This window comes from Ectobacillus soli (assembly GCF_042610425.1).
GTDB lineage: Bacteria > Bacillota > Bacilli > Bacillales > Bacillaceae_G > Ectobacillus.
Genome location: NZ_JBGJZM010000001.1, coordinates 2,246,065 through 2,269,387, shown reverse-complemented (window position 1 = coordinate 2,269,387; position 23,323 = coordinate 2,246,065). Strand labels below are relative to the sequence as shown.

Sequence of the window (23,323 nt, the reverse complement as noted above, 5' to 3'; positions counted from 1 at the left end):
TTGTACAGCTTATTTGTAATAAGTATAGCAATAGTTGGATGTCAGAGAAATGAAAACGAATCCGAAATAAAAGATAGTACATAGTTCTTGCGCTTTTTATAATGTTATGATAACATTCAAAACATACTGATTGACTGATTTGTTCATCTGGTCATTTTAGGAGGCAGGAAGATGGCGATAGATCGAAAACGATCCATCTTGGAAGCAGCTGCAAGATCGTTCGCATCCTTTGGCTATAAAGCGACGACTATGGAGCAAGTCGCTAGATTAGCAAATGTAGGAAAAGGGACGATTTATACTTTTTTTCGAAATAAGGAGGAACTTTTTGGAGAAATTATTTCTCGTCTTATTGAAGAAATGAAGAAGGTTGCAAATGAAGCAATTGAACCGAAGAAACCATTCTTTGAGAACGCTCATCGCGCAATTTATAGTATTCTTGAATTTCGTAAACAACATCAACTTATGATTAAGCTTGTTCAAGAAGAAAAGGATATAGGGACTCCAGAAGTTCAAGATGTAATGCGACAACTCGATGAAGAAATGATTACATTTATTAAAACGAAGTTGGAGAAAGCGATTGAAAAGGGCGAGATTCAGGAATGTGAAACGGAGATTACTGCGTTTATCATGGTTCGTCTCTACATCTCTCTTATATTTGATTGGGAAAAGACTCATGAGCCATTAGAAAAGGAGCATATTGCTCAGTTATTCGAGCAATATTTGCTAAAGGGATTGTCAAAATAGATGGTCCTTCTTTTTACGACAAAAATGACTATATGAACGAAGTGGTCAATTGTTTTTTTAGATAGGAGGAGACACAAACGATGAGAGGATTCACGTTGTTAGGAAAAGAATTCTTAGCCATTTTTCAGAACAAGAAATTACTAATTCCTATCATTGCTGTACTATTTGTTCCTGTACTATATGCTGGGATGTTCCTATGGGCGTTTTGGGATCCATATAGTCATTTGCAGGATCTTCCAGTAGCAGTGGTAAACTTAGACAAAGGTGCCGTAAATGATGGGGAGCCGCTACATGTTGGGGATGAATTCATCAATAATCTGAAGAAGGATACAAATTTTAAATGGGAATTTGTTGATGAAAAAACGGCTACGGACGGATTGAATAGTCGTAAATATTATATGATGATTCGTGTTCCAACTAATTTTTCAGAAAATGCGACTACACTGCTTAAAGATCATCCGGAAAAACTTCAACTGGAATATGTTCCAAATGAGAGTATTAACTTCCTATCCTCACAAATTGGAGGATCAGCGGTTGAAAAGATTAAAGAAAAAGTAGCAAATACATTATCTGAAACGTATGCAGAAAAAATGTTTGCTAGCATTCAGAAGGTTTCTAATGGACTTAATGATGCTGCAAACGGAGCTGGTCAATTACACGATGGATCCACACAGCTATCAGATGGATCGAAACAGTTAACTGACAAACTAAGAGAATTAAGTAACGGAGCGCCGGTTCTCTATAGTGGATCAGCTCAGTTATTGACAGGCTCACAGCAATTATCGAGTAAGCTAGGCGAAGTGAGTAGCGGAGCACCGTTATTATACGGAGGATCACAAACGATTACAGATAAGTTGGGGGAACTAGGTAGAGGAGCATCACAGCTATTAACGGGCTCTCAGCAATTATCGAGTAACCTTAGCACTGTAAGTTCAGGAGTACCGCAGTTATATGCAGGCTCACAACAAATTACAAATAAATTGGGTGAATTAAGCGGCGGAGCATCTAAACTATATGATGGATCTTTGCAATTAACATCTAAATTAAACGAATTAAATATGAATGCACCGAAGCTGTATGCAGGCGCGCAGAGCATTAGCAGCGGAGCCTCTTCTCTTGCAAGCGGAGCATCCCAGTGGAAAACGGGTGCTGAGCAAGCTAGTAGCGGGGCAAAAACAGCATCTGACGGAGCAAAACAAGTCAGCGCAGGCCTAACGCAAATCAATCAACAGTTAGATACACTTCCAGAGCCATATAAGAGTCAGTTAAAAGCGGCGATGCAGCAAGCAATTGATGGTAATAATCAAGTTGTTGCTGGTACAAAGCAAGTGGCAGACGGCACAAGTGTATTAGCTGAAAAGGCTGGTGAAATTAGTCAAGGAGCGTCTTCTCTTACAGCAGGAGCTGATCAATTAACAGCAGGACTTGGAACATTAAAAGATGGGGCCCCGCTATTAGCAGACGGAGCGAGCCAACTTACTACCGGGCTTGGTGGGGTAACGTCCGGAGCAAACCAATTGGCTAGTGGATCAGCACAGTTAACTGGTAAACTCGGTGAATTAAAAGACGGAGCCCCGTTATTAGCAACAGGCTCAAGCCAACTGGCAGCAGGACTTAGTCAAGTGAATTCAGGAGCAAGTCAGTTAGCAGCAGGTTCAGGTCAATTAACTGAAAAACTTGGTACTTTGAAGGACGGAGCCCCGTTATTAGCAAATGGTTCCAACCAATTAGCAGATGGACTTAACCAGTTAACAGGAAAACTTGGCGAAGTTAAAGACGGAGCGCCGTTGTTGGCAGATGGTTCTTCTAAAATTACTGATGGTTTAACAAAAGCGAGTGACGGTAGCGGTGAACTTAGCACAAAGCTAGGCGATGCTGCAAAAGAAACAGGTAGTGTGAAAGGTGATCAAGCGAAATACCAAATGTTCGCAGACCCTGTAGAAGTAAAAACAGAGAAAATTGCAGAAGTTCCAAACTACGGAACAGGATTTGCACCATATTTCTTATCACTTGGTTTGTTTGTAGGAGCACTCCTTATCAGTATTGTGTTCCCAATGCGTGAAACAGTTGGCATACCAAAAACAGGATTCAGCTGGTTTATTAGTAAGTTTGGTATATTACTAGGAGTAGGTATTCTACAAGCTCTTATCGCAGATGTTATTATGCTGGCAGGATTACAAATTCATGTACAAAGTATTCCGTATTTTATGTTAGTAAGTTTGATCACGAGCCTTACGTTCCTAGCACTTGTCCAATTTTTCGTAACGGCTCTTAGCAATGCAGGTCGCTTCCTAGCGATTATCATTTTGATTTTTCAACTTACAACGAGTGCTGGAACCTTCCCGCTTGAATTACTCCCAAGCGGCTTACAACCATTTAATGCTTGGTTGCCAATGACTTATAGTGTGTTTGGATTTAAAGCAGCGATTTCTAGCGGAGATTATAGTTTCATGTGGCAAAATATCGGTATCCTTATGCTATATATCGTAGTGTTTGCAGCAGGAACCATTGCAACCTTATCCCTTGTTCACAAGCGTCAGTTTACTAGATTAACAGAAGAAAAATAATAATATGAAAAAGAACTTCTAAAGATTTACCTTTAGAAGTTCTTTTCTTGTATATTCAAGTTGATTTCTTATTTAATTCCACTGTATTTGATTATTAGCTTAACACATATAGAAAAATAGGATATGCTATTGAAATTTAAAATAGATTGCTATATAATTTTAAAATGGTAAGCGCTTTCAGCATGTGAGGGGGAGAGATTGGTGTCAACAATTGAAGACGTGGCAAAATTGGCCGGGTTATCTCGGACAACGGTATCACGAGTCATAAATGACCATCCATATGTATCTGAGGACAAAAAGAAAAGGGTAATCGTTGCAATGAACACGCTTGGCTTTGTACCGAATTCTGCTGCTAGAAGATTGCGAAATCAGAAAACGGAAACGATTGCAGTGTTAGTTCCTCGGGTAACAGATCCCTTTTTTAGTAAATTAATAGAATCACTTGAAATTGAAGCTTCAGAATATAAATATAAGCTCATTATTTGCCAAACAAGATATTTGCCAGAAAAAGAAATGGAATATTTACAGCTTCTTTCTTCTAAGCAAGTAGACGGAATTATTTTATGTTCTTTACAAAACAAGTGGGAGCAGGTAGAGCCTTATTTAGAACATGGTCCCATTGTTTTATGCAACGAATATGCGGAAGAAGCAAAGATTCCTACTGTTACATTTAATCAAAAAGAAGGGGCTTACATAGCCACAAAACATTTGCTTGAACAAGGACATCGTCGTTTATTATTTTGTAGTGGTAGCGAAGGAAGTATGGTTGTACAGCAGCGTAAAGATGGCTTTGTACAAGCTATATCTGAGTACCAAAGTCAAGTGGATGCAGTTGATTTTCTTCATAACGCTTACGACATTGAAGACGGAAAAAATGTCTTTCACACTATTTTAAAGATGAAAAAGCCTCCTACAGCGGTTTTTGCAGGCGGAGATGAAGTTGCGGCAGGCATTATCTCGGAGGCAAAGCGAAGTAAATGGAGTATTCCAGATCAACTCGCTATTGTAGGATTTGATAATCAAATTCTATCAGAAATTATGAATCCAACTATTACGACAGTTAGTCAGCCAGTAGATAAAATGGCAAGTAAAGTAATGAAACTTATGATAGAAAAAATTCATACTCGAACTTATCGAAAAAAGGAAGTATATGAATTTAATCTTGAGCTTCTTGTGAAAGAATCCTCAATTTCAAATACGATGGTTCGATTAGCCTAGCAGTCTATCTGCTAGGTTTTTATTTGTTTTCTACCTGTTGAACAGTTTTGCTTATATAATGTTTCAGTTATATAATGGAACTGTTTTTGGCTATTAGAATTTTGTATGTAGGATAGGGAAGAAAGGAATGTGTACATTGGTTACGTCTGCTATTCTTATTTTTTTAGTGACACTAGTTTTTGTTATATGGCAGCCGAAGGGGTTGTCAATTGGTTGGTCTGCTTGTGGAGGAGCAGTAGTAGCACTTGTAGCTGGAGTGGTATCTATTCAAGATGTGCTTCAAGTAACAGCAATTGTATGGAATGCTACGTTAACCTTTGTAGCACTTATTATCATATCGCTTATTCTTGATGAAATTGGTTTCTTTGAATGGGCAGCTTTACATATGGCTCGTTTTGCAAAAGGAAATGGATACTCTATGTTTTTCCTTGTCACAATTTTAGGAGCAATTGTTGCAGCTATTTTTGCGAATGATGGTGCGGCACTTATTTTAACACCTATCGTATTAGCCATGGTGCGTGCGCTGCATTTTTCAGATAAAATGATTTTGCCCTTTATTCTGGCATCGGGATTTATTTCAGATACAACATCTCTACCGTTAGTAGTAAGTAATTTGGTGAATATTGTTTCTGCAGATTATCATCATATTGATTTTGCTACCTATGCATCGCACATGGTGGTGCCTACTCTATGTAGCTTTGGAGCCTCTCTATTATTTCTATACGTATTCTTTCACAAAAGTATTCCGAAACGTTATGACAGTAGTCAATTAAAAAAGCCTGAAGAAGCGCTCAAAGATCGCACGCTATTTCGTTTATCATGGGCCGTTCTTACCATGCTATTTTTCGGTTATTACAGTAGTGGATATCTTCATCTTCCCGTTTCCTCTATTGCAGGGACGGTTGCCATTCTTTTCTTACTAATTGCGCGCAAGAGTTCTGCCATTGAAACAAAGAAAGTGTTAAAAGGAGCACCGTGGGCAATTGTGTTTTTCTCTATCGGTATGTATGTAGTCGTGTACGGACTTAAAAATGTAGGATTAACAAGTGTATTAGCCACTATCATTCAAGGGACAGCCAATCATGGACTATTTGCAGCTACTATTGGTATGGGTTTTATAGCAGCATTCCTTTCCTCTGTGATGAATAATCTTCCTACAGTCATGATTGATTCGTTAGCAATTACTGACACACATACAACCTATTTGGTACGAGAGGCTCTTGCTTATGCAAATGTGATTGGCTCTGATTTAGGACCGAAAATGACACCAATTGGATCACTTGCCACTCTTCTTTGGCTTCACGTATTAAAAACGAGGGGAATCAAAATTTCGTGGGTGTATTATAGTAAAGTAGGTATCATACTTACAATCCCGACCCTGTTTCTTACATTAGTCGGTTTATATGTTTGGTTAGGATACATTCATTAATAATTAGATTAGTACAGATAATGGTACAGAAAAAAGCTCCCTGTTTAGGGAGCTTCATATATTTAAAAATAATCTGATTTTCTAAAATTATGTGAGATGGAATAGATAACGTATTAAGCTTCCTTATGATTACAATCTTCGCAATGGTTATGGTATGCTTCTGCTTGCTCGTTAATTTCTTTTCCACATTCTTCGCATTTTTTCGCAGGTAACGTTCTGAAAAATTCCATTGGGCTTTGTAGCATGATTGTTTTCTTCCCTTCCGTTGTTTGGTCTAGTAATCAACTACTTTTTAAATATTCTTTGTCTGTAATACCTATTGTAGTAGTACAATAGGTATAAGTCAACAACTGTTTTATAACAAATGTGAAGAAAAAGTGAAACTTACGAAAAAATCGATTATAGTTAAGGGGATATGAGAAAACTGTTAACAGAAAGGATGACGACGAATGAAAGTAACGGTAGTAGGATTTTGGGGCGGATATCCAGAAGCAGGTGGTGCGACATCCGGCTATTTATTTGAACATGAAGGATTTCAGTTGTTAATTGATTGTGGAAGCGGCGTCTTATCCCAACTACAATCATACATAGATGTAAAGGATTTAGATGCAGTGCTTCTGTCTCATTATCATCACGATCATGTAGCAGATATCGGAGTATTGCAATACGCACGTCTGATTCAATCTGTAACAGGTACGGCAATGAAGGAGTTACCTATTTATGGTCATACAGTGGATGAAAAAGGATTTCAATCGTTAACACATGAGGTGTATACGAAAGGGATAGCATATAACCCAGCAGAATCGTTGCAAATTGGACCTTTTTCGATTACCTTTAGAAAAACAATCCATCCTGCTCCTTGTTTTGCGATGCGTATCGAAGCAGGAGAGGATACAGTAGTCTATACTGCAGATACGAGCTTTTTCCCTGAGCTCATTCCATTTACAAGCGGAGCACAGCTTTTTATTTGCGAATGTAATATGTATGCCAGCCAGGATGGAAGTAAAGCAGGTCATTTAAATAGTACAGAAGCAGGAATGATTGCCAAGGAAGCAGGTGTTCATACGTTACTTCTTACACATCTTCCTCATGTTGGAGATCTATCTGATTTAGTAAAAGAAGCGAGTCAAATGTTTGATGGTCCTACCGTGTTAGCACACGGCGGATATACTTGGATTAAATGAGGTGAAGAAATGCGTTTTATAGACAATAAAGGAATTACAGACCCGACCATTAATTTAGCAATCGAAGAGTATTGTTTGAAGAATCTAGACATAAACGAAACGTATTTACTGTTTTATATTAACGAGCCGTCTATTATTATTGGTAAAAATCAAAATACAGCCGAAGAAATTAATGCAGATTACGTAAAGGATCATGGCATTCATGTTGTCCGACGCTTGTCTGGTGGTGGGGCCGTCTATCATGATCTTGGAAATTTAAACTTTAGTTTTATTACGAAAGATGATGGAGAAAGTTTTCATAACTTTAAGAAGTTCACGGAACCAGTAATTGAGGCCCTCCGTATTCTTGGCGTGCATGCTGAATTAAGTGGTCGCAATGATATTTTAGCTGATGGACGAAAAATATCGGGAAATGCGCAGTTCTCTACAAGAGGAAGAATGTTCAGCCATGGTACCCTATTGTTTGATTCTCATATGGAGGATGTAGTAGGGGCTCTTAATGTGAAAATGGATAAAATTCATTCCAAAGGAATTAAATCCATTCGTCAACGAGTAGCCAATATTCGTGAATTATTGGACCAGAATCTAACAGTTGAACAGTTCAAACAATTGTTACTGCAATCGATTTTTGATGGCAAAGAAGTGCCAACCTATGAGCTTACAGAAGAAGATTGGTCTGCTATACATAAGCTATCGGAAGAACGCTATCGAAACTGGGATTGGAACTATGGAAAATCACCAAAGTTTAATTTAAAGCATTCTCATCGTTTTAAGGTCGGGCAAATTGATGTACGCTTAGAAGTGAATAAGGGAATCGTAGAAATGTGTAAAATCTATGGTGATTTCTTTGGCGTTGAGGATGTACAAGATATTGAAGCCGCCCTTGTCGGTAGTAAATTTGATAAGGAAAGCTTTGCACAGGCACTACACAATATTCATGTAAAAGAGTATTTTGGTAGTCTTACAACAGAAGAGTTTCTAACACTTTTCTTTTAAATGAATAGTAAAAAGAGACCGTTATGTAAACTACTTGCATAGCGGTCTCTTTTTTTCTTCTATGAATATAGCTTGCTTGTTTATTTTCTTATAGATTATAATAAAAATGTAATTAATGGTAAAATTTATGAAAGAGGGGGCTTTTTCGTGAATCTTGTTTATTCTCTAGAGAAAACAGCGAGAGAAAAAGGAAGCAAAACGGCGTTCATATTTGATGATAAGGAAACATCTTATTTTGATTTACACGATGCAGTGACAAAATTTGCGAGTGGATTGTATCATCTTGGCATACGTAAAGGTGATCATATAGCTTTGCTTGTTGGAAACTCCCCATATTTTATTATTGGATTCTATGGTGCAATACGTGCAGGCGCTACCGTTGTTCCGATTAATCCTACGTATACAATAGACGAGCTTCAGTATATTTTGCAAAATGGAGATGTAAAAGCAATTATTTCTATGGAGCAACTGTTGCCTGTTCTCCAAGGATTAGAGCACCAATTGCCTGAACTGGAACATATTATTGTATGTACGCCATTAATAACACCATTTAACGAAAAAATGAAAACGTTTACAAATGTGATAGAAAAGGGAAATCTTCTAGTAGATAAGCCAGATATTCAAGCTGATGATCCAGCTGTTATTTTGTATACATCGGGCACAACTGGAAAGCCAAAAGGTGCTATGCTGACTCACAATAATCTGTATAGTAATGCTCGTGATATCGGTTCGTATTTGCAATTTACTGAACAGGATAAATTGATTGCTACTCTTCCAATGTTTCACGTTTTTTGCTTAACGGTTGTGGTGAATGCCCCAATTGTCAGCGGTAGTACTATTCTTATCCTGCCAAAGTTTAGTCCGAAAGAAGTATTTCGCGTGGCGAGTAAATATGATGCTACAGTATTTGCAGGTGTACCGACGATGTATAACTTTTTATATCAAACTCGTAATGGTCACACTGTTGATTTTCATAATATGCGTCTTTGCATATCAGGAGGAGCGTCTTTGCCGGTTGCACTTCTGGAAAATTTCGAGAAGGCTTTTCATGTTCGTATTTCAGAAGGGTATGGTCTATCAGAAGCGTCTCCGGTTACTTGCTTTAATCCGCTTGATCAACCTCGTAAAGCGGGATCCATTGGCAGAAGCATTTGGAATGTGGAAAATAAGGTCGTCAATGAATTAGGAGAGGAAGTAGGAATTGGGGAGGTAGGAGAACTAATCGTCCGAGGTCCTAATGTGATGAAAGGTTATTATAAAATGCCGGAAGAAACAGCAGCAACTATACGCGAAGGTTGGCTGTATACGGGAGATCTTGCGAGAATGGATGAAGAAGGGTACTTTTATATCGTAGATCGTAAAAAGGATTTAATTCTAGTCGGAGGATATAATGTATATCCGCGGGAAATTGAAGAAGTATTGTATAAGCATAAAGCGGTAGCTGAGGCTATTGTGGTTGGTGTACCAGATGAAAGCTTTGGAGAAGCAGTAAAAGCATACGTTGTAATGAATGAAGATTCAGTCAGTAAAGAAGAACTGATTCATTACTGCAACGCTCATCTTGCTAAATATAAGGTACCATCTGCTATTGCATTTTTAGATGAGCTCCCCAAAAATACGACTGGTAAGATATTACGTCGTGCTCTTCGAGAATCGTTGTCACATAATAAATAAAGTATGGGAAGGTAAAGCTATCAGAGGATGGATTCTTCTGATAGTTTTTTCATTTTTTAGCATTTTGTTCTATTATGATGGACAGGGACTTACAATAGTAGTACAGTATCGGCTGGACATCAAGGAGGTAAGACATGAAAAAAATAGTGCGTTGGTCACTGTTTGCGTATGTATTATTTGCTCTTTTTATCTATTGGTATTTATTCTATGCAACGAATGGTATGATTCCTACTGCATTAAAAGGAACGAGTGCTGATCCAGCAACATTCATGAATGCAAGGGAGCTTTTGCTTAGTCAGGAATATTCGCGTATTAAATATGTATTATATTTTTTATCTACTCCTTTAGAATGGATGTTTTTATTGTTTATTCTCATCTTTGGAATCTCAAAACGATTTGAAACATGGGCAAAGCAAGCAACGAAAATCACAGTTTTGCAAACGTTTCTTTATTATTTTCAGCTTTCTCTTTTGACTACATTGCTAGCTCTTCCGTTGAAAGTGGTCGGCTATGAGGTATCAAAATCGTATCATATCGCAACGCAGTCAATGACTAGCTGGATAAAGGATCAAGTTATCGATTTTTGGATTAACTTTGCTCTTATGTTTGTTGTAATCAACGTTATTCTTTGGCTTATCAAAAAAAGCGAAAAGCGTTGGTGGCTATATGCATGGGCGCTCTCGATTCCCTTTACGATTTTTCTAACATTTATTCAGCCTGTCTTTATTGATCCGCTTTATAATACATTTACGCCTCTGCAGAATAAAGAGTTAGAGCAGAAAATTTTAACGATGGCTGCGAAAGCAGACATTCCTGCAAGTCATGTATACGAAGTGAATATGTCTAAGAAAACAAACTCTTTGAATGCGTATGTGACAGGAATTGGCGGCAATTCACGGATTGTTTTATGGGATACGACGTTAAAGAAATTAAACGATAATGAAATCCTGTTTATTATGGCACATGAAATGGCCCATTACGTGAAAAAGCACATCTACTTAGGAGTCGCAGGATCTATTGTTCTGTCATTTATAGGCTTGTTTGTACTGAAACATATTCTCTCCTTCAGTATAAGAAAATGGAAACACATCCTACATATCCCGTCATTAAGTAGTTTGTCCATACTTCCGCTTTTCTTTCTCATTTCGTCTGTCCTGTCATTTGCAGTTAGTCCAGCAACAAATTATGTTTCGCGAATAGAGGAGAGAGCAGCCGATAGCTATGCGATGGAGATGACGCATGACTCTGTAGCAGCTGTTGACACATTCCAAGATTTATCGAAAACGAGCTTAAGTCAAGTCAATCCACCTCCGTTAGTGAAGTTCTTTCTGTATACACATCCAACGATTTTAGAGAGAATCCAATATTTAGAAAAATACGAAGAAAAAAAATAAAAACAGTGCATTTTGCGCTGTTTTTATTTTTTTGTCAAAGCTTGTAAAAAAATGTAGATTTCTTTTGTTAAAAAATTCAGAAAAAAGCCTTTCTTTCTGTGAAAGTTGTTATATAATAAAAAAGTAATATCAAATGTGTTATAAAACAGTTGGAAGTGGAGGAGAGAATACTATGGTAGTAGAAACGTCTGGCGTTTCGATTTCTGGATCTATTACATCTGAATTTTCAGAAATCCTAACACCTGAAGCACTTTCTTTTGTTAGAGCTTTACATGAACGCTTTAATCCGCGCCGAAAGGATCTGCTTCTAGCGCGTAAAGAAAAGCAAGAACGAATCAATAACGGGGAAGCACTTCGGTTTTTGCCTGAAACCGAACGTATACGCAACAGTGAATGGAGTATTGCTCCTATTCCTGCCGATTTGCAAGACCGACGTGTAGAAATTACGGGACCTGTTGATCGGAAAATGGTAATTAATGCGTTAAACTCCGGTGCAAGTGTTTTTATGGCAGATTTCGAAGATGCAAACTCTCCGAAATGGGAAAATAATATTGAAGGCCAAATCAACTTGCATGATGCAGTTAATGGCACAATTTCCTTTACCAATCCAAATGGGAAAGAATATAAGCTAAATGAAAAAGTAGCGGTGCTTTTGGTTAGACCGCGAGGCTGGCATCTAAATGAAAAGCATGTTCATATTAACGAGGAAGAAGTATCAGGGGGTTTGTTTGACTTTGCTCTGTTCCTCTTTCATAACGCAAAGACATTGCTTGCAAAAGGAAGCGGTCCATACTTTTACTTACCGAAATTACAAGGTTATTTAGAAGCAAGATTATGGAATGATGTATTTACATTCGCTGAGGAATATATTGGAATTCCTTATGGGAGTATTAAAGCAACGGTATTGTTAGAAACCATCCATGCAGCTTTTGAAGTAGATGAAATTCTGTATGAATTACGTGATCATTCCGCTGGATTAAATTGCGGTCGTTGGGATTATATTTTCAGCTATATCAAAACATTTGTAAATCGTCCTGACGTTCTGATTCCAGATCGTTCACAGGTAACCATGACGTCACCATTTATGCGTGCCTATTGTTTACGCGTTATTCAAACTTGTCATCGCCGGAATGCTCCTGCTATTGGGGGAATGGCAGCACAAATACCGGTTAAAAATGATCCAGAGGCAAATGAAGAAGCATTTGCAAAGGTTCGTGCGGATAAAGAGCGTGAAGCAAATGATGGTCATGATGGAACATGGGTTGCACATCCAGCACTCGTTCCAGTAGCAAAGGAAGTATTTGACCGTATAATGCTTACGCCAAATCAGATTGATAGAAAACGTGAAGATGTAAATGTTACCGAAGAACAATTAGTAGAAGTACCAAAGGGAACGATTACGGAGCAAGGCTTACGTACAAATATTAATGTAGGGATTCAATATATTGCATCATGGCTAAGCGGAAGAGGGGCCGCTCCCATCCATAATCTTATGGAAGATGCAGCAACTGCAGAAATTTCACGTGCGCAGGTTTGGCAATGGATTCGTCATCCGGAAGGAAAGTTTACGGATGGAACAAAGATTACAACAGATATGGTTGCAACCATTCAAGGGGAAGAAATGGAAGCAATTCAAGCTGAAGTAGGAAATGCAGCATTTGAGAATGGTAGATTTGAAGAGGCTGCTAAACTATTTACTTCATTAATCGAAAATAATGAATTTGCTGAATTTTTAACGATACCAGGGTATGAATTGTTATAAGGGGTATATAACGATTTACGGTTTATAAAATTTTAAAAGGGGATGAAATAAAATGACAAATGAAAAAGCAAAACAATTACAAGAACAGTGGGAATTAGATAATCGTTGGAGTGGTGTGGTTCGTCCATATTCTGCAGAGGATGTACTTCGCCTTCGTGGTTCGGTTGAAATTGAACATACACTTGCTCGCCGAGGCGCAGAAAAATTATGGAATCTTCTTCATACAGAAGATTACATTCATGCATTAGGAGCACTAACGGGGAACCAAGCGATGCAGCAGGTAAAAGCTGGTCTTCAAGCAATCTACTTAAGCGGCTGGCAAGTAGCAGCTGATGCAAACCTTTCTGGTCAAATGTATCCAGACCAAAGTTTATATCCTGCAAACAGTGTACCGGCTGTTGTAAAACGAATTAACCAAACACTTCAACGTGCGGATCAAATTCAGCATATGGAAGGTAGCGGAGACGTTGATTATTTCGTACCAATCGTAGCTGATGCAGAAGCTGGATTTGGCGGGCAATTAAATGTATTCGAATTGATGAAAGGTATGATTGAAGCTGGAGCTGCTGGGGTTCACTTCGAAGATCAGCTTTCGTCTGAGAAAAAATGCGGCCACTTGGGCGGAAAAGTTTTACTTCCAACGCAAACTGCGGTTCGTAATCTAATTGCAGCACGCCTTGCAGCTGACGTTTCAGGCGTACCTACTGTAATTGTTGCAAGAACAGATGCAGACGCAGCTGATTTGATCACAAGTGATATTGATCCGCTTGACCATGAATTTATTACTGGCGAACGTACAGCTGAAGGCTTCTTCCGTACTCGTGCTGGTTTAGACCAAGCAATTGCTCGCGGTCTTGCTTATGCGCCGTATGCAGATTTAATTTGGTGCGAAACATCTGAACCAAATTTGGAAGATGCAAAGCGCTTTGCTGACGCGATTCATGAGAAATTCCCGAACAAATTGCTTGCGTATAACTGCTCACCTTCCTTTAACTGGAAGAAAAAGCTTGATGATGAAACGATTGCAACGTTCCAAAAACAAATCGCATCTTTTGGATACAAATTCCAATTCGTAACGCTTGCAGGCTTCCATGCATTAAACTATGGCATGTTTGATCTTGCACGTGGCTATAAAGAGCGCGGTATGGCTGCTTATTCTGAATTGCAACAAAGAGAATTTGCTGCAGAAGAATTTGGCTACTCTGCAACTCGTCATCAACGCGAAGTAGGGACAGGTTACTTTGACCAAGTTGCTCAAGTTGTTACAGGTGGAACTTCTTCCACAACGGCATTGAAAGGTTCTACAGAAGAAGCACAATTTACAAAATAAGAGAATGAAAGAAGGATAGGGGCTAACCCCTATCCTTCTTTTTTTTTTGGCGCACGTTCCCCAAAAGTCGTGCTGGAAATTCCAACTATCAAAATCATTCAATTGGCATTCCACCGAGGAAGCTGTGATATTGTAAATACAATTTACAATATCAAGTCAAGGTAATTGATAATCGTGAAGTACATGCCTATGAACAGTTGGTACAAGTAAAAATAGAAATCAGATTTTTAATAATCGAATTAGTTTACGCTTTGTATAAGGGAACGATTTCGCTGATTTCTAATGTATGAAAAGCTATTTATAACAAAGGAGAATCGTACCCTCTTTTGTTATAAAAATGTAAAAATATTGAAAATAAACATTTTGATAGAATGGAAAATAGTATAATCCAAATGTAACAATAAGCCTTATATTTCTACAAATTTGAAAAGGAGTGAAGAGGTTGAACGTAAAGCTTATAAAGTTTTTAAAAGAATATGTTTTGAACCGAAAAACAATTGCTATTCTTCCAGTAGTCATTCGGGATGAGCGTATTATTTCGAGCGTCATTGAGGAAGAGGATGAATTTTTCGTCTTACAGAGTCCATTTGAAATCATTGAAAAAAGCTGTCGCTATTTTGGTAGCAGTTTTGCTGGTCGAAAAGAAGGAACAAAGGAACTTATTGGCGTAACTCACAAAGCCCCGATTTGCATTAGTCCTACAGACAATATTTATTTTTTTCCAACATCGTCATACACACGAAAAGAGTGTGCATGGGTATCCCACTATCACGTCACATCTAGTAAATCTCTTCCACACAATACCCTACTTATTACATTTAGTAATAGTAAAGTGATTAATTTTGAAATCTCAAAAGGCTCATTTGAAAATCAACTGCATCGAACTGCACAGCTACGTTCAGCTTTTGAAGATCGTAAAGATAGGCAAAATTTAAAGTCCTTTCAATTTGCTGACAAAGATGAACTATTTGAACACGCATCGGAGGATGAAAATATATATGTTGCCGAGCATGACGAATAAGATTTATCTTACGGTGAATGGATAATAAAGTACCAAGAAAAACGCATGATATGCATTTTTCTTGGTACTTTTTCCTATATAATGAATTGATTTTCACGCAGCAGGTATCTTCGTATTCTGCTTAGAAAATATCTCAAATAATGATACAATAGAAAAAAGACTGAGGGTTTACCAGTTTTGGCCTTGGCAATGGTAACGAGGAGGAATCGTTATGAAGAAAGAAGTTTTGTTTTGGGTGAAAACATTAGGAGTAGCTATTCTTTTAGCCGTATCCATTCGAACCTTTTTCCTCTCAACTTATGTCGTTCAAGGAAAATCAATGATGCCCACACTTCAGGATGGAAACTTAATCGTTATCAATAAAATATTTCACCAAGTGGGAGAACTGCATCGTTTTGATGTTGTTGTCTTTCATGCAAGCAGCGAGGAAGATTATGTAAAGCGTGTTATCGGCTTGCCGGGAGATCGCATCGAATATAAACAGGATAAACTATATATTAACGGTGTATTCATACAAGAACCGTTTTTACAATCTTACAAACAACGACTTTCGAAAGGATTACTGACGGAAGACTTTACACTTAAGGAAGTAACTGGACAAATTGTAGTTCCTAACTATAGTCTGTTTGTCCTCGGAGACAATCGATTAGAGAGTTGGGATAGCAGAAAGTTTGGATTCGTAGATATACATCAAATTGTTGGGAAAGTAGACTTACGATATTGGCCGATTGATGAGTTACAAGTTACATTTTGATGGTAATTCGATTCTATCGAGTTACCTTTTTTTCTTTAAGGAAGGGTGAGAAGCTGTATGTCACTTCGCTTTATAATTGGACGAGCTGGTAGTGGAAAAAGTAAAACCATATTACATGAAATACAGACGGAAATGCAATCTAGTCCGCAGGGAGTTTCGATTTTGTATTTGGTTCCGGAACAAATGACATTTCAAGCACAACAAGCGTTGCATCGCACGGTACGAAGCTCCATACGTGCGCAAGTATTTAGTTTTTCCCGGCTTGCTTGGCGTGTGCTTCAGGAGGTAGGAGGGTCAAGTCGTCTTCATATTGATGGTGCCGGTGTCAATATGCTTCTTCGGAAAATTGTGGAAGGACGCAAGGATGAACTTACCATTTTTCATAAGGCAGCTGATCAAAATGGATTTTTTGATCAGTTGAGTGCGATGATTGCAGAATGGAAGCGTCATAATGTTACACCATCCGATATATACCTACTGTCACAGGAGCTAGATACGGGAGAACAACCGTTGCTTGCAAATAAACTTCATGATTTACAGCTTTTATATGAGGATTTTGAACGCGCATTAGTAGGTAAATATTTAGATGCAGAAGATTATATCCAGCTATTAATTGAAAAAGTTCCGCAATCGAATTATGTTAAAGATGCTATGGTGTACGTGGATGGATTTCATACCTTTTTGCCGCAAGAACTCGATGTGTTAAAGCAGCTGATGCGCAGTGGCTGTCACGTTACGGTTGCGTTAACTCTTGATGAAGAGAAGGAACAGAAGAATGAGTTGAATCTATTTTATCGAACATGGCATACCTATAATCGCTTATTGCGTGCTGCTAAAGAAGTTGGGGTACGTGTAGAAGAACCGGTGAAATTAACTAGGCAGGAACGTTTTCAAACAAGCCGCTCGCTCGCTCATATAGAGAAAAATTATGATGTACGTCCTTATCCTTATTTTGGGGAAAAACCGGATGTTACATTAGTTGCAGCTACGAACCGTCGTGCTGAAGTAGAGACCATTGCAAGGGAAATGCGTCAGCTCGTTCGAGATGGATACAGGTACCGAGATATAGCGGTAATAGTTCGAAATGGGGAAAGCTATTACGATATCATTCAAACGATGTTTCAAGATTATAATATTCCCTATTTTATCGATAAAAAGCGTTCGATGCTACATCACCCGCTAATAGAATTGATTCGCTCCGTTTTCGATGTGATAAATGGAAATTGGCGCTATGATGCTATCTTTCGCTGTGTAAAAACAGAGCTTTTATACCCTCTTCATTCTGATATAGAAACGATACGGCAAGAAATTGATGAATTTGAAAACTACTGTCTTGCATATGGTGTGCAAGGTAGTCGTTGGACATCAACTGAACGATGGACATACCGTAGATATCGATCATTAGATGGTATAAGTGCCGGGCAAACAGATCGTGATAAAGAAATGGAAGAGAAGATTAACAGAGTTCGTGACTGGATTGCAAAGCCAATTCTAGCGTTGAAAAACAGGTTGAAGCGTGCAAAATCCGTACTAGGTATGTGCGAGGCACTTTATCTTTTCTTAGAAGAATTACAAGTTCCGAAAAAACTAGAAGAACTTCGGAAAAAAGAAGAAGAAAAGGGACAGCTATTATTCGCGAAAGATCATGAACAAGTTTGGGATGAGGTTATACATCTGTTGGATACTTTTGTAGAAATGCTAGGGAATGAGAAGCTTTCTCTTGATTTGTTTACTCATGTTTTGTCGACAGGACTAGAATCTTTACAATTTGCGAACATCCCGCCATCGCTGGATCAAGTACTTATCGCAAATATGGATACGTCTCGTGTAACGAATATCTCTGCTCTTTTTTTCATTGGGGTAAACGAAGGGGTTGTGCCGGCGGTTCCATCAGATGAAGGAGTTCTTTCAGATGAGGAACGAGAAATGTTGCTTCTAAATGGGATGGAAATGGCATCTACGAGTAGACAATCCTTGTTAGAAGAGCAGTTCTTAATTTATGAAACTTTGACAAAGCCTTCCCGAATGCTTTTTATTTCCTGTCCCTTTGCAGATGAAGAAGGAAAAACATTGCTTGCATCGAGCTTATTTAAGAAAATACGAGGTATGCTTCCACTCGTCCAAGAAGTATTTGCAACGAATGATGTAAATGATGTATCGAAGGAACAACAACTTTCCTTCGTGGAAACACCAGCTGCTACTTTAACGTATGTAACACAACAACTGCAAACGTGGAAAAGATACCAGTATGAAAGTGATTTATCGTTTTGGTGGGATGTATACAATTTTTATGTGACAAACGATGCGTGGAAGGTACGAAGTAAACGTGTTTTGTCCAGTTTATTTTACCGAAATGAAGCCCGTAAGCTAGGTCCAACCGTAAGCAAGGAATTGTACGGGGATGAAATGACGGGGAGTGTGTCACGTATGGAGCTATTTCAGCGTTGCTCTTATGCGCACTTCATTCAATATGGATTAGGGCTTCGTGAGAGGGATATATATAAAATAGAAGCACCTGACATTGGAGAACTGTTTCATGCTGCCTTGAAAAATATTGCCGAGCAGCTTTTATCACATAAGCGTAGCTGGGGAGATTTAACGAAGAAGGAATGTGAACATTTAGCAGATGAATCCATTGAAACATTAGCTCCTCTATTGCAAAAGGAAATTTTACTTAGTTCGAACCGTCATCAATATTTAAAACGAAAATTACAGCACATTGTGTACCGTGCCTCTGTTGTATTAAGTGAGCATGAAAGAGCGAGTGGATTTGTTCCCGTAGGCTTAGAAGTACCGTTTGGCATGGGACAAGCTGCTTTGCCACCTGTTAAATTGCAGTTGAAAAATGGAGTAAATATGAATATTGTTGGTAGGATTGACCGCGTGGACCGTGCGGAAGGAGAAAATGGGACATTCTTGCGGATTATTGATTATAAATCAAGTAATAAAGTATTAGATATGACGGAAGTGTATTATGGATTATCACTGCAAATGCTTACGTATTTGGATGTAGTTATAGAAAATGCGAATCAATGGGTAAGAAATGGCAATCAGGTCGTACCAGCTGGTGTTCTTTATTTTCATATTCATAATCCAATTATTGATGTAAAGGCAAATTTGTCGGAGGAAGACATTGAAAGTGAAATTGTCAAACAGTTTAAGATGAAGGGGTTAATGCTAGCAGATACAAAGGTTATGCACGTTATGGATAAAACACTAGAAACGGGTATGTCCCAAATCGTTTCTGCGGGTTTAAAAAAGGATGGCAGCTTTTATAGCAATTCATCCGTTGCTAGCGAGCAGGAATTCGATGTACTAAAGAAGCATGTCCACCGTACATTTGAAACAATTGGAAATAATATATCAAATGGAAAGATTGATATAGCACCGTACAAAATGAATAAGAAAACAGCGTGTACCTTTTGTAAATTTCGTTCAATTTGTCAATTCGATGAAAGTATAACGGACTATCGTTTACTTGCTCATCTCAAGAGTAAAGAAGCATTAGAAAAAATGGGAGAGGAGGAATCAAGATGACCGAAATAGGTAAACCCCAAGACAGTCAATGGACAGACGAACAATGGAAGGCCATTACCGAGGCTGATCGTGATATTCTTGTTGCTGCAGCGGCAGGATCTGGAAAAACAGCTGTTCTCGTTGAACGGATTATTAAAAAAATTGTCACAGGGAAGCAGGACGTAGATCGTCTCCTTGTTGTAACGTTCACGAATGCTTCTGCCCAGGAAATGAAAAAGCGTATCGGGGAAGCGTTAGAAAAGGAATTGTCCTCTCATGAGGATTCATATCATCTTAGAAAACAGCTTACCTTGTTAAATCGTGCTTCTATTTCAACGCTGCACTCCTTTTGTTTGCAGGTAATTCGTTCTTATTATTTTATGATTTCGCTGGATCCTGGTTTTCGTATTGCAAATGAAACAGAAATTGAATTGTTAAAAGAAGAAGTACTTGGCGATTTACTGGAAGAGCAGTACGGAACGGAGCAAAATGATCTATTTTTTGAATTAGTCGATATGTATACGAATGATCGCAGTGATGACGACATTCAAAAGATGATCCTCCGTCTATTACTGGAATCCCGAGCTCATCCAAGTCCGAATGCATGGCTAGACCAGCTCGTTTCGATGTATGACGTAGAAGGGAAAACGATTGAAGAGTTACCGTATACAAAAACTCTTCTTAATGACACGAGAATTACGCTACAAGGCGCTTATGATTGTATAAAGAAAGCACTCCTACTTACTACGTTGCCAGATGGTCCGGTGCCTAGGGCTTCTGTGTTTGAAGGAGACCAACTAGTAATTCAGTCATTATTAGATGCAGCTAGTCATTCTTGGACCGAAACATATGAGTTGATGCAACAGGTAAAATGGGCTACCTTGCCGAGAATTAAAAAAAGCGAATATGATGAGGAATTGCTTAGCCGAACAGAGAAGCTTCGAAATAAAGCAAAGGAGATGGTGAAAAACCTAAAGGAAGAATGTTTTAGTAGAAGCCCTGTTTATTTTATCCAGGATATATTGAAAATGAAGCCAGTGTTAGCCAAGCTTGTTGAACTTGTAAAAGAATTTAGCGTGAGATTTCAAGCAAGTAAGAGTGACAAAGGCATTGTTGATTTTACGGATCTCGAGCATTATTGCTTGGAAATACTTTCTGATTCATCTGATGGAATGAAGCCGTCATCTGCTGCTATTCAGTACCAAGATAAATTTCTAGAGGTGCTTGTGGATGAATATCAAGATACAAATATGGTGCAAGAACGTATTCTGCAGCTTGTAACGAAGGAATCGGAACGTAATGGAAATCTATTTATGGTAGGGGATGTAAAGCAGTCTATTTATCGCTTTCGCCTTGCAGAGCCGGGTCTCTTTTTAGGAAAATACAAAGCGTTTACGCCAGATGGTAAGGACGGCGGTATGCGTATTGATTTAGCGAAAAACTTTCGAAGCCGGCAAGAAGTATTGGCAGGAACGAATTTTATTTTTCGGCAAATTATGGGGGAAACCGTAGGCGAAATTGAGTACAATGCGGATGCTGAGCTAAAGTTAGGGGCAAGTTATCCAGAATCTAAGAACGCGGCAGCTGAATGGGTTATTATTGATCAGCACAAGGAGGACTCGGACGAAGAAGAGGATGAGCAAACGGAATGGGAAGCGTCACAGCTTGAAGCTAGGTTCCTTGCACGGCGCATAAAAGAAATGGTTGCATCTGGCTATGAGGTGTTCGACCGTAAGACGAATACAATGCGTCCGGTTTCCTATCGTGACTTTGTTATTTTACTTCGCTCGATGCCGTGGGCCCCAGTGATGGTGGAAGAATGTAAGCAACTAGGCATTCCTGTGTATGCAGAGCTTTCCACGGGTTATTTTGCGGCGACCGAGATTCATATTATGCTTAATGTACTTCGTGTGATTGACAATCCCGCTCAGGATATTCCACTTGCTTCTGTTCTTCGCTCACCGATTGTAGGGGTAACGGATGAAGAATTGGCGAATTTGCGAATATTTAAAAAGAGAGGCTCCTTCTATCAAGTCCTTCTTGCTTATTTACATGAAGGAGATGAAGGAGAGAATATGTATGAAAAAATCTCCTCTTTTTATGAGCTTCTGCAAGAATGGCGGAGCTTTGCGCGCCAGCAGCCCCTTTCAGATTTAATTTGGAAGATATACCGTGAAACAGGGTATTACGATTTTGTTGCAGGATTGCCATCCGGTAAGCAGCGCCAAGCAAATTTACGTGTTCTGTATGATCGTGCACGTCAATATGAAGCAACTTCTTTTCGGGGGCTGTTTCGATTTCTGCGCTTTATTGAGCGAATCGTAGAGCGCGGTGATGATATGGGGACAGCACGTTCTATTGGAGAACAAGAAGATGTTGTTCGGATTATGACGATTCATAAAAGTAAAGGACTAGAGTTTCCAATTGTATTCGTTGCAGGTTTAAATCGTCAGTTTAATGTACAAGACTTAAATCGCCGTTATTTGCTTCATAAAGATTTAGGATTTGGTTCCCCGTTCATTGATCCGAAGAAAAGGATTCAATATAAAACATTGCCGCAGCTTGCAATAAAACGAAAAATGAAATTGGATTTGATTGCCGAAGAAATGCGTGTACTTTATGTAGCGTTAACACGAGCAAAAGAAAAGCTCATTTTAATTGGAACGGTGAAAGATATGGAAGACTCCCTTAGCAAATGGAGAGATATGCGGGAGCATGAGAATTGGTTGCTTCCTGACTACATTCGAGCTGGATCATCCTGTTATATGGACTGGATCGGATATGCATTGCTGCGCCATAAAGCGAGTAGTTCGGTTGCGGAATTTACAACTAGCATCCCGTCCTTTGTATATAATGATGATTCATCATGGACGATACGCCCTGTTCAGGCAGCGATATTATCTCCTGCCGAGCAGCTGGACGACGTGCAACGTTCATTAGTAGATTCTCTTCAAAAGCATCAGGAAGTTGATGTAATCTCGGATAAGCATGATGAAGTGCTAGCTCGTCTTACATGGACCTATCCTTTTCAAGCAGCGACCGAGCATCGTGCAAAGCAGACTGTAACTGAAATCAAACGGAATTATCAAATTGAAGAAGAGGGACGAACTTCTAGTCAGGCGATGACTCCAATCGGCACGAGACCGAGATTTATGGAGCGTACTGGGCTAACAGGTGCTGAATACGGGACAGCAGTTCACCTTGTGATGCAGCATATCTCGCTTCGGGAAATGGTTACCACTGATTATATAGAAGAACTATTAGCAAAGATGGTAAATAATGAACTTTTAACATATGAACAAGCTGTAACTATTGTTCCGCAAGACATCGTTACATTTTTCCACTCCCCACTCGGTCAACGTATGCTAAACGGAAAAACAGAGCGTGAAGTTCCTTTTTCGATGACGGTACATGCAAGTGAATCCTACGCAGATTGGAACGGAAGGGAAGAGGAAGAAGTACTGGTGCAAGGGGTTATTGACTGTATGATTGAAGAAGAGGATGGAATCGTATTGATTGATTTTAAAACCGACCGTATTACAGGTAAATTTCCTGGTGGCTTTGAACAGGCACGGTCAGAACTGCTGAAGCGTTATGAAATGCAGCTGGTTCTTTATAGTAAAGCGGTTGAAGAAGGAATCCATAAAAAGGTGAAGGAAAAATACCTGTACTTTTTTGATGGTCATCATATACTACAAGTTGACTAATAAAGGAGGGTAGCCCGTTACTCTTGT

15 protein-coding genes are annotated in these 23,323 nt (G+C 38.9%); 14 read left to right on the top strand and 1 reads right to left on the bottom strand.

Translation table 11 applies throughout. The features are described 5' to 3' along the window. The first annotated feature begins 171 nt into the window (after positions 1–171). The 4 genes from ACAN53_RS11480 to ACAN53_RS11465 all read left to right on the top strand — a co-directional run bounded on the left by ACAN53_RS11480 (position 172) and on the right by ACAN53_RS11465 (position 5,958). Entirely contained in the window at positions 172–744 is a 573-nt protein-coding gene (locus ACAN53_RS11480; protein WP_379970060.1) for a TetR/AcrR family transcriptional regulator, read from the top strand. Between the two features lie 80 nt (positions 745–824). Then, positions 825–3,311: a YhgE/Pip family protein gene (locus tag ACAN53_RS11475; RefSeq protein ID WP_379970058.1), complete on the top strand. Its 2,487-nt coding sequence runs from the start codon at positions 825–827 to the stop codon at positions 3,309–3,311. A 201-nt stretch (positions 3,312–3,512) separates the two neighbouring features. Further along, positions 3,513–4,529: a LacI family DNA-binding transcriptional regulator gene (locus ACAN53_RS11470; protein WP_379970056.1), complete on the top strand. Its 1,017-nt coding sequence runs from the start codon at positions 3,513–3,515 to the stop codon at positions 4,527–4,529. 127 nt (positions 4,530–4,656) lie between these two features. Continuing rightward, on the top strand, positions 4,657–5,958 hold the full coding sequence (locus ACAN53_RS11465) for an arsenic transporter (RefSeq protein ID WP_379970054.1): 1,302 nt from the start codon (positions 4,657–4,659) through the stop codon (positions 5,956–5,958). A 113-nt stretch (positions 5,959–6,071) separates the two neighbouring features. Here the strand turns inward: ACAN53_RS11465 and yhfH are convergent, their stop codons facing one another. Further along, positions 6,072–6,203 (bottom strand): protein YhfH, encoded by a 132-nt coding sequence (gene yhfH / locus ACAN53_RS11460; protein WP_379970052.1) that lies wholly within the window; start codon positions 6,201–6,203, stop codon positions 6,072–6,074. A 204-nt stretch (positions 6,204–6,407) separates the two neighbouring features. Here yhfH and ACAN53_RS11455 point away from each other — a divergent pair, with 204 nt between their 5' ends. The 10 genes from ACAN53_RS11455 (at position 6,408) to addA (ending at position 23,296) form a co-directional block, all read left to right on the top strand. After that, positions 6,408–7,142: an MBL fold metallo-hydrolase gene (locus tag ACAN53_RS11455; protein WP_379970050.1), complete on the top strand. Its 735-nt coding sequence runs from the start codon at positions 6,408–6,410 to the stop codon at positions 7,140–7,142. Positions 7,143–7,151: 9 nt separating this feature from the next. Then, positions 7,152–8,138, top strand: a complete 987-nt coding sequence (locus ACAN53_RS11450; protein WP_379970048.1) for a lipoate--protein ligase — start codon at positions 7,152–7,154, stop codon at positions 8,136–8,138. Between the two features lie 147 nt (positions 8,139–8,285). Beyond that, positions 8,286–9,812, top strand: a complete 1,527-nt coding sequence (locus ACAN53_RS11445; RefSeq protein WP_379970046.1) for a fatty acid--CoA ligase family protein — start codon at positions 8,286–8,288, stop codon at positions 9,810–9,812. Positions 9,813–9,946: 134 nt separating this feature from the next. After that, positions 9,947–11,206 carry a M48 family metallopeptidase gene (locus ACAN53_RS11440; protein WP_379970044.1) on the top strand — a complete coding sequence of 420 codons (1,260 nt, stop codon included), beginning with the start codon at positions 9,947–9,949 and terminating at the stop codon, positions 11,204–11,206. A 172-nt stretch (positions 11,207–11,378) separates the two neighbouring features. After that, positions 11,379–12,968 (top strand): malate synthase A, encoded by a 1,590-nt coding sequence (aceB, locus tag ACAN53_RS11435; protein ID WP_379970042.1) that lies wholly within the window; start codon positions 11,379–11,381, stop codon positions 12,966–12,968. Between the two features lie 52 nt (positions 12,969–13,020). Then, the gene (gene aceA, locus ACAN53_RS11430) at positions 13,021–14,298 is read left to right on the top strand and encodes an isocitrate lyase (protein WP_379970040.1); all 1,278 of its coding nucleotides are present in this window, start codon (positions 13,021–13,023) and stop codon (positions 14,296–14,298) included. Between the two features lie 433 nt (positions 14,299–14,731). After that, positions 14,732–15,319 carry a competence protein ComK gene (locus tag ACAN53_RS11425; RefSeq protein ID WP_379970038.1) on the top strand — a complete coding sequence of 196 codons (588 nt, stop codon included), beginning with the start codon at positions 14,732–14,734 and terminating at the stop codon, positions 15,317–15,319. 211 nt (positions 15,320–15,530) lie between these two features. Beyond that, the gene (lepB, locus tag ACAN53_RS11420; protein ID WP_379970036.1) at positions 15,531–16,073 is read left to right on the top strand and encodes a signal peptidase I; all 543 of its coding nucleotides are present in this window, start codon (positions 15,531–15,533) and stop codon (positions 16,071–16,073) included. 57 nt (positions 16,074–16,130) lie between these two features. Then, the gene (gene addB, locus ACAN53_RS11415) at positions 16,131–19,610 is read left to right on the top strand and encodes a helicase-exonuclease AddAB subunit AddB (RefSeq protein WP_379970034.1); all 3,480 of its coding nucleotides are present in this window, start codon (positions 16,131–16,133) and stop codon (positions 19,608–19,610) included. Next, positions 19,607–23,296, top strand: coding sequence for a helicase-exonuclease AddAB subunit AddA (gene addA / locus ACAN53_RS11410; protein ID WP_379970032.1), 3,690 nt, complete (start codon positions 19,607–19,609; stop codon positions 23,294–23,296). Before addB ends, addA begins: the two co-directional genes overlap by 4 nt. The last annotated feature ends 27 nt before the right edge of the window (positions 23,297–23,323 follow it).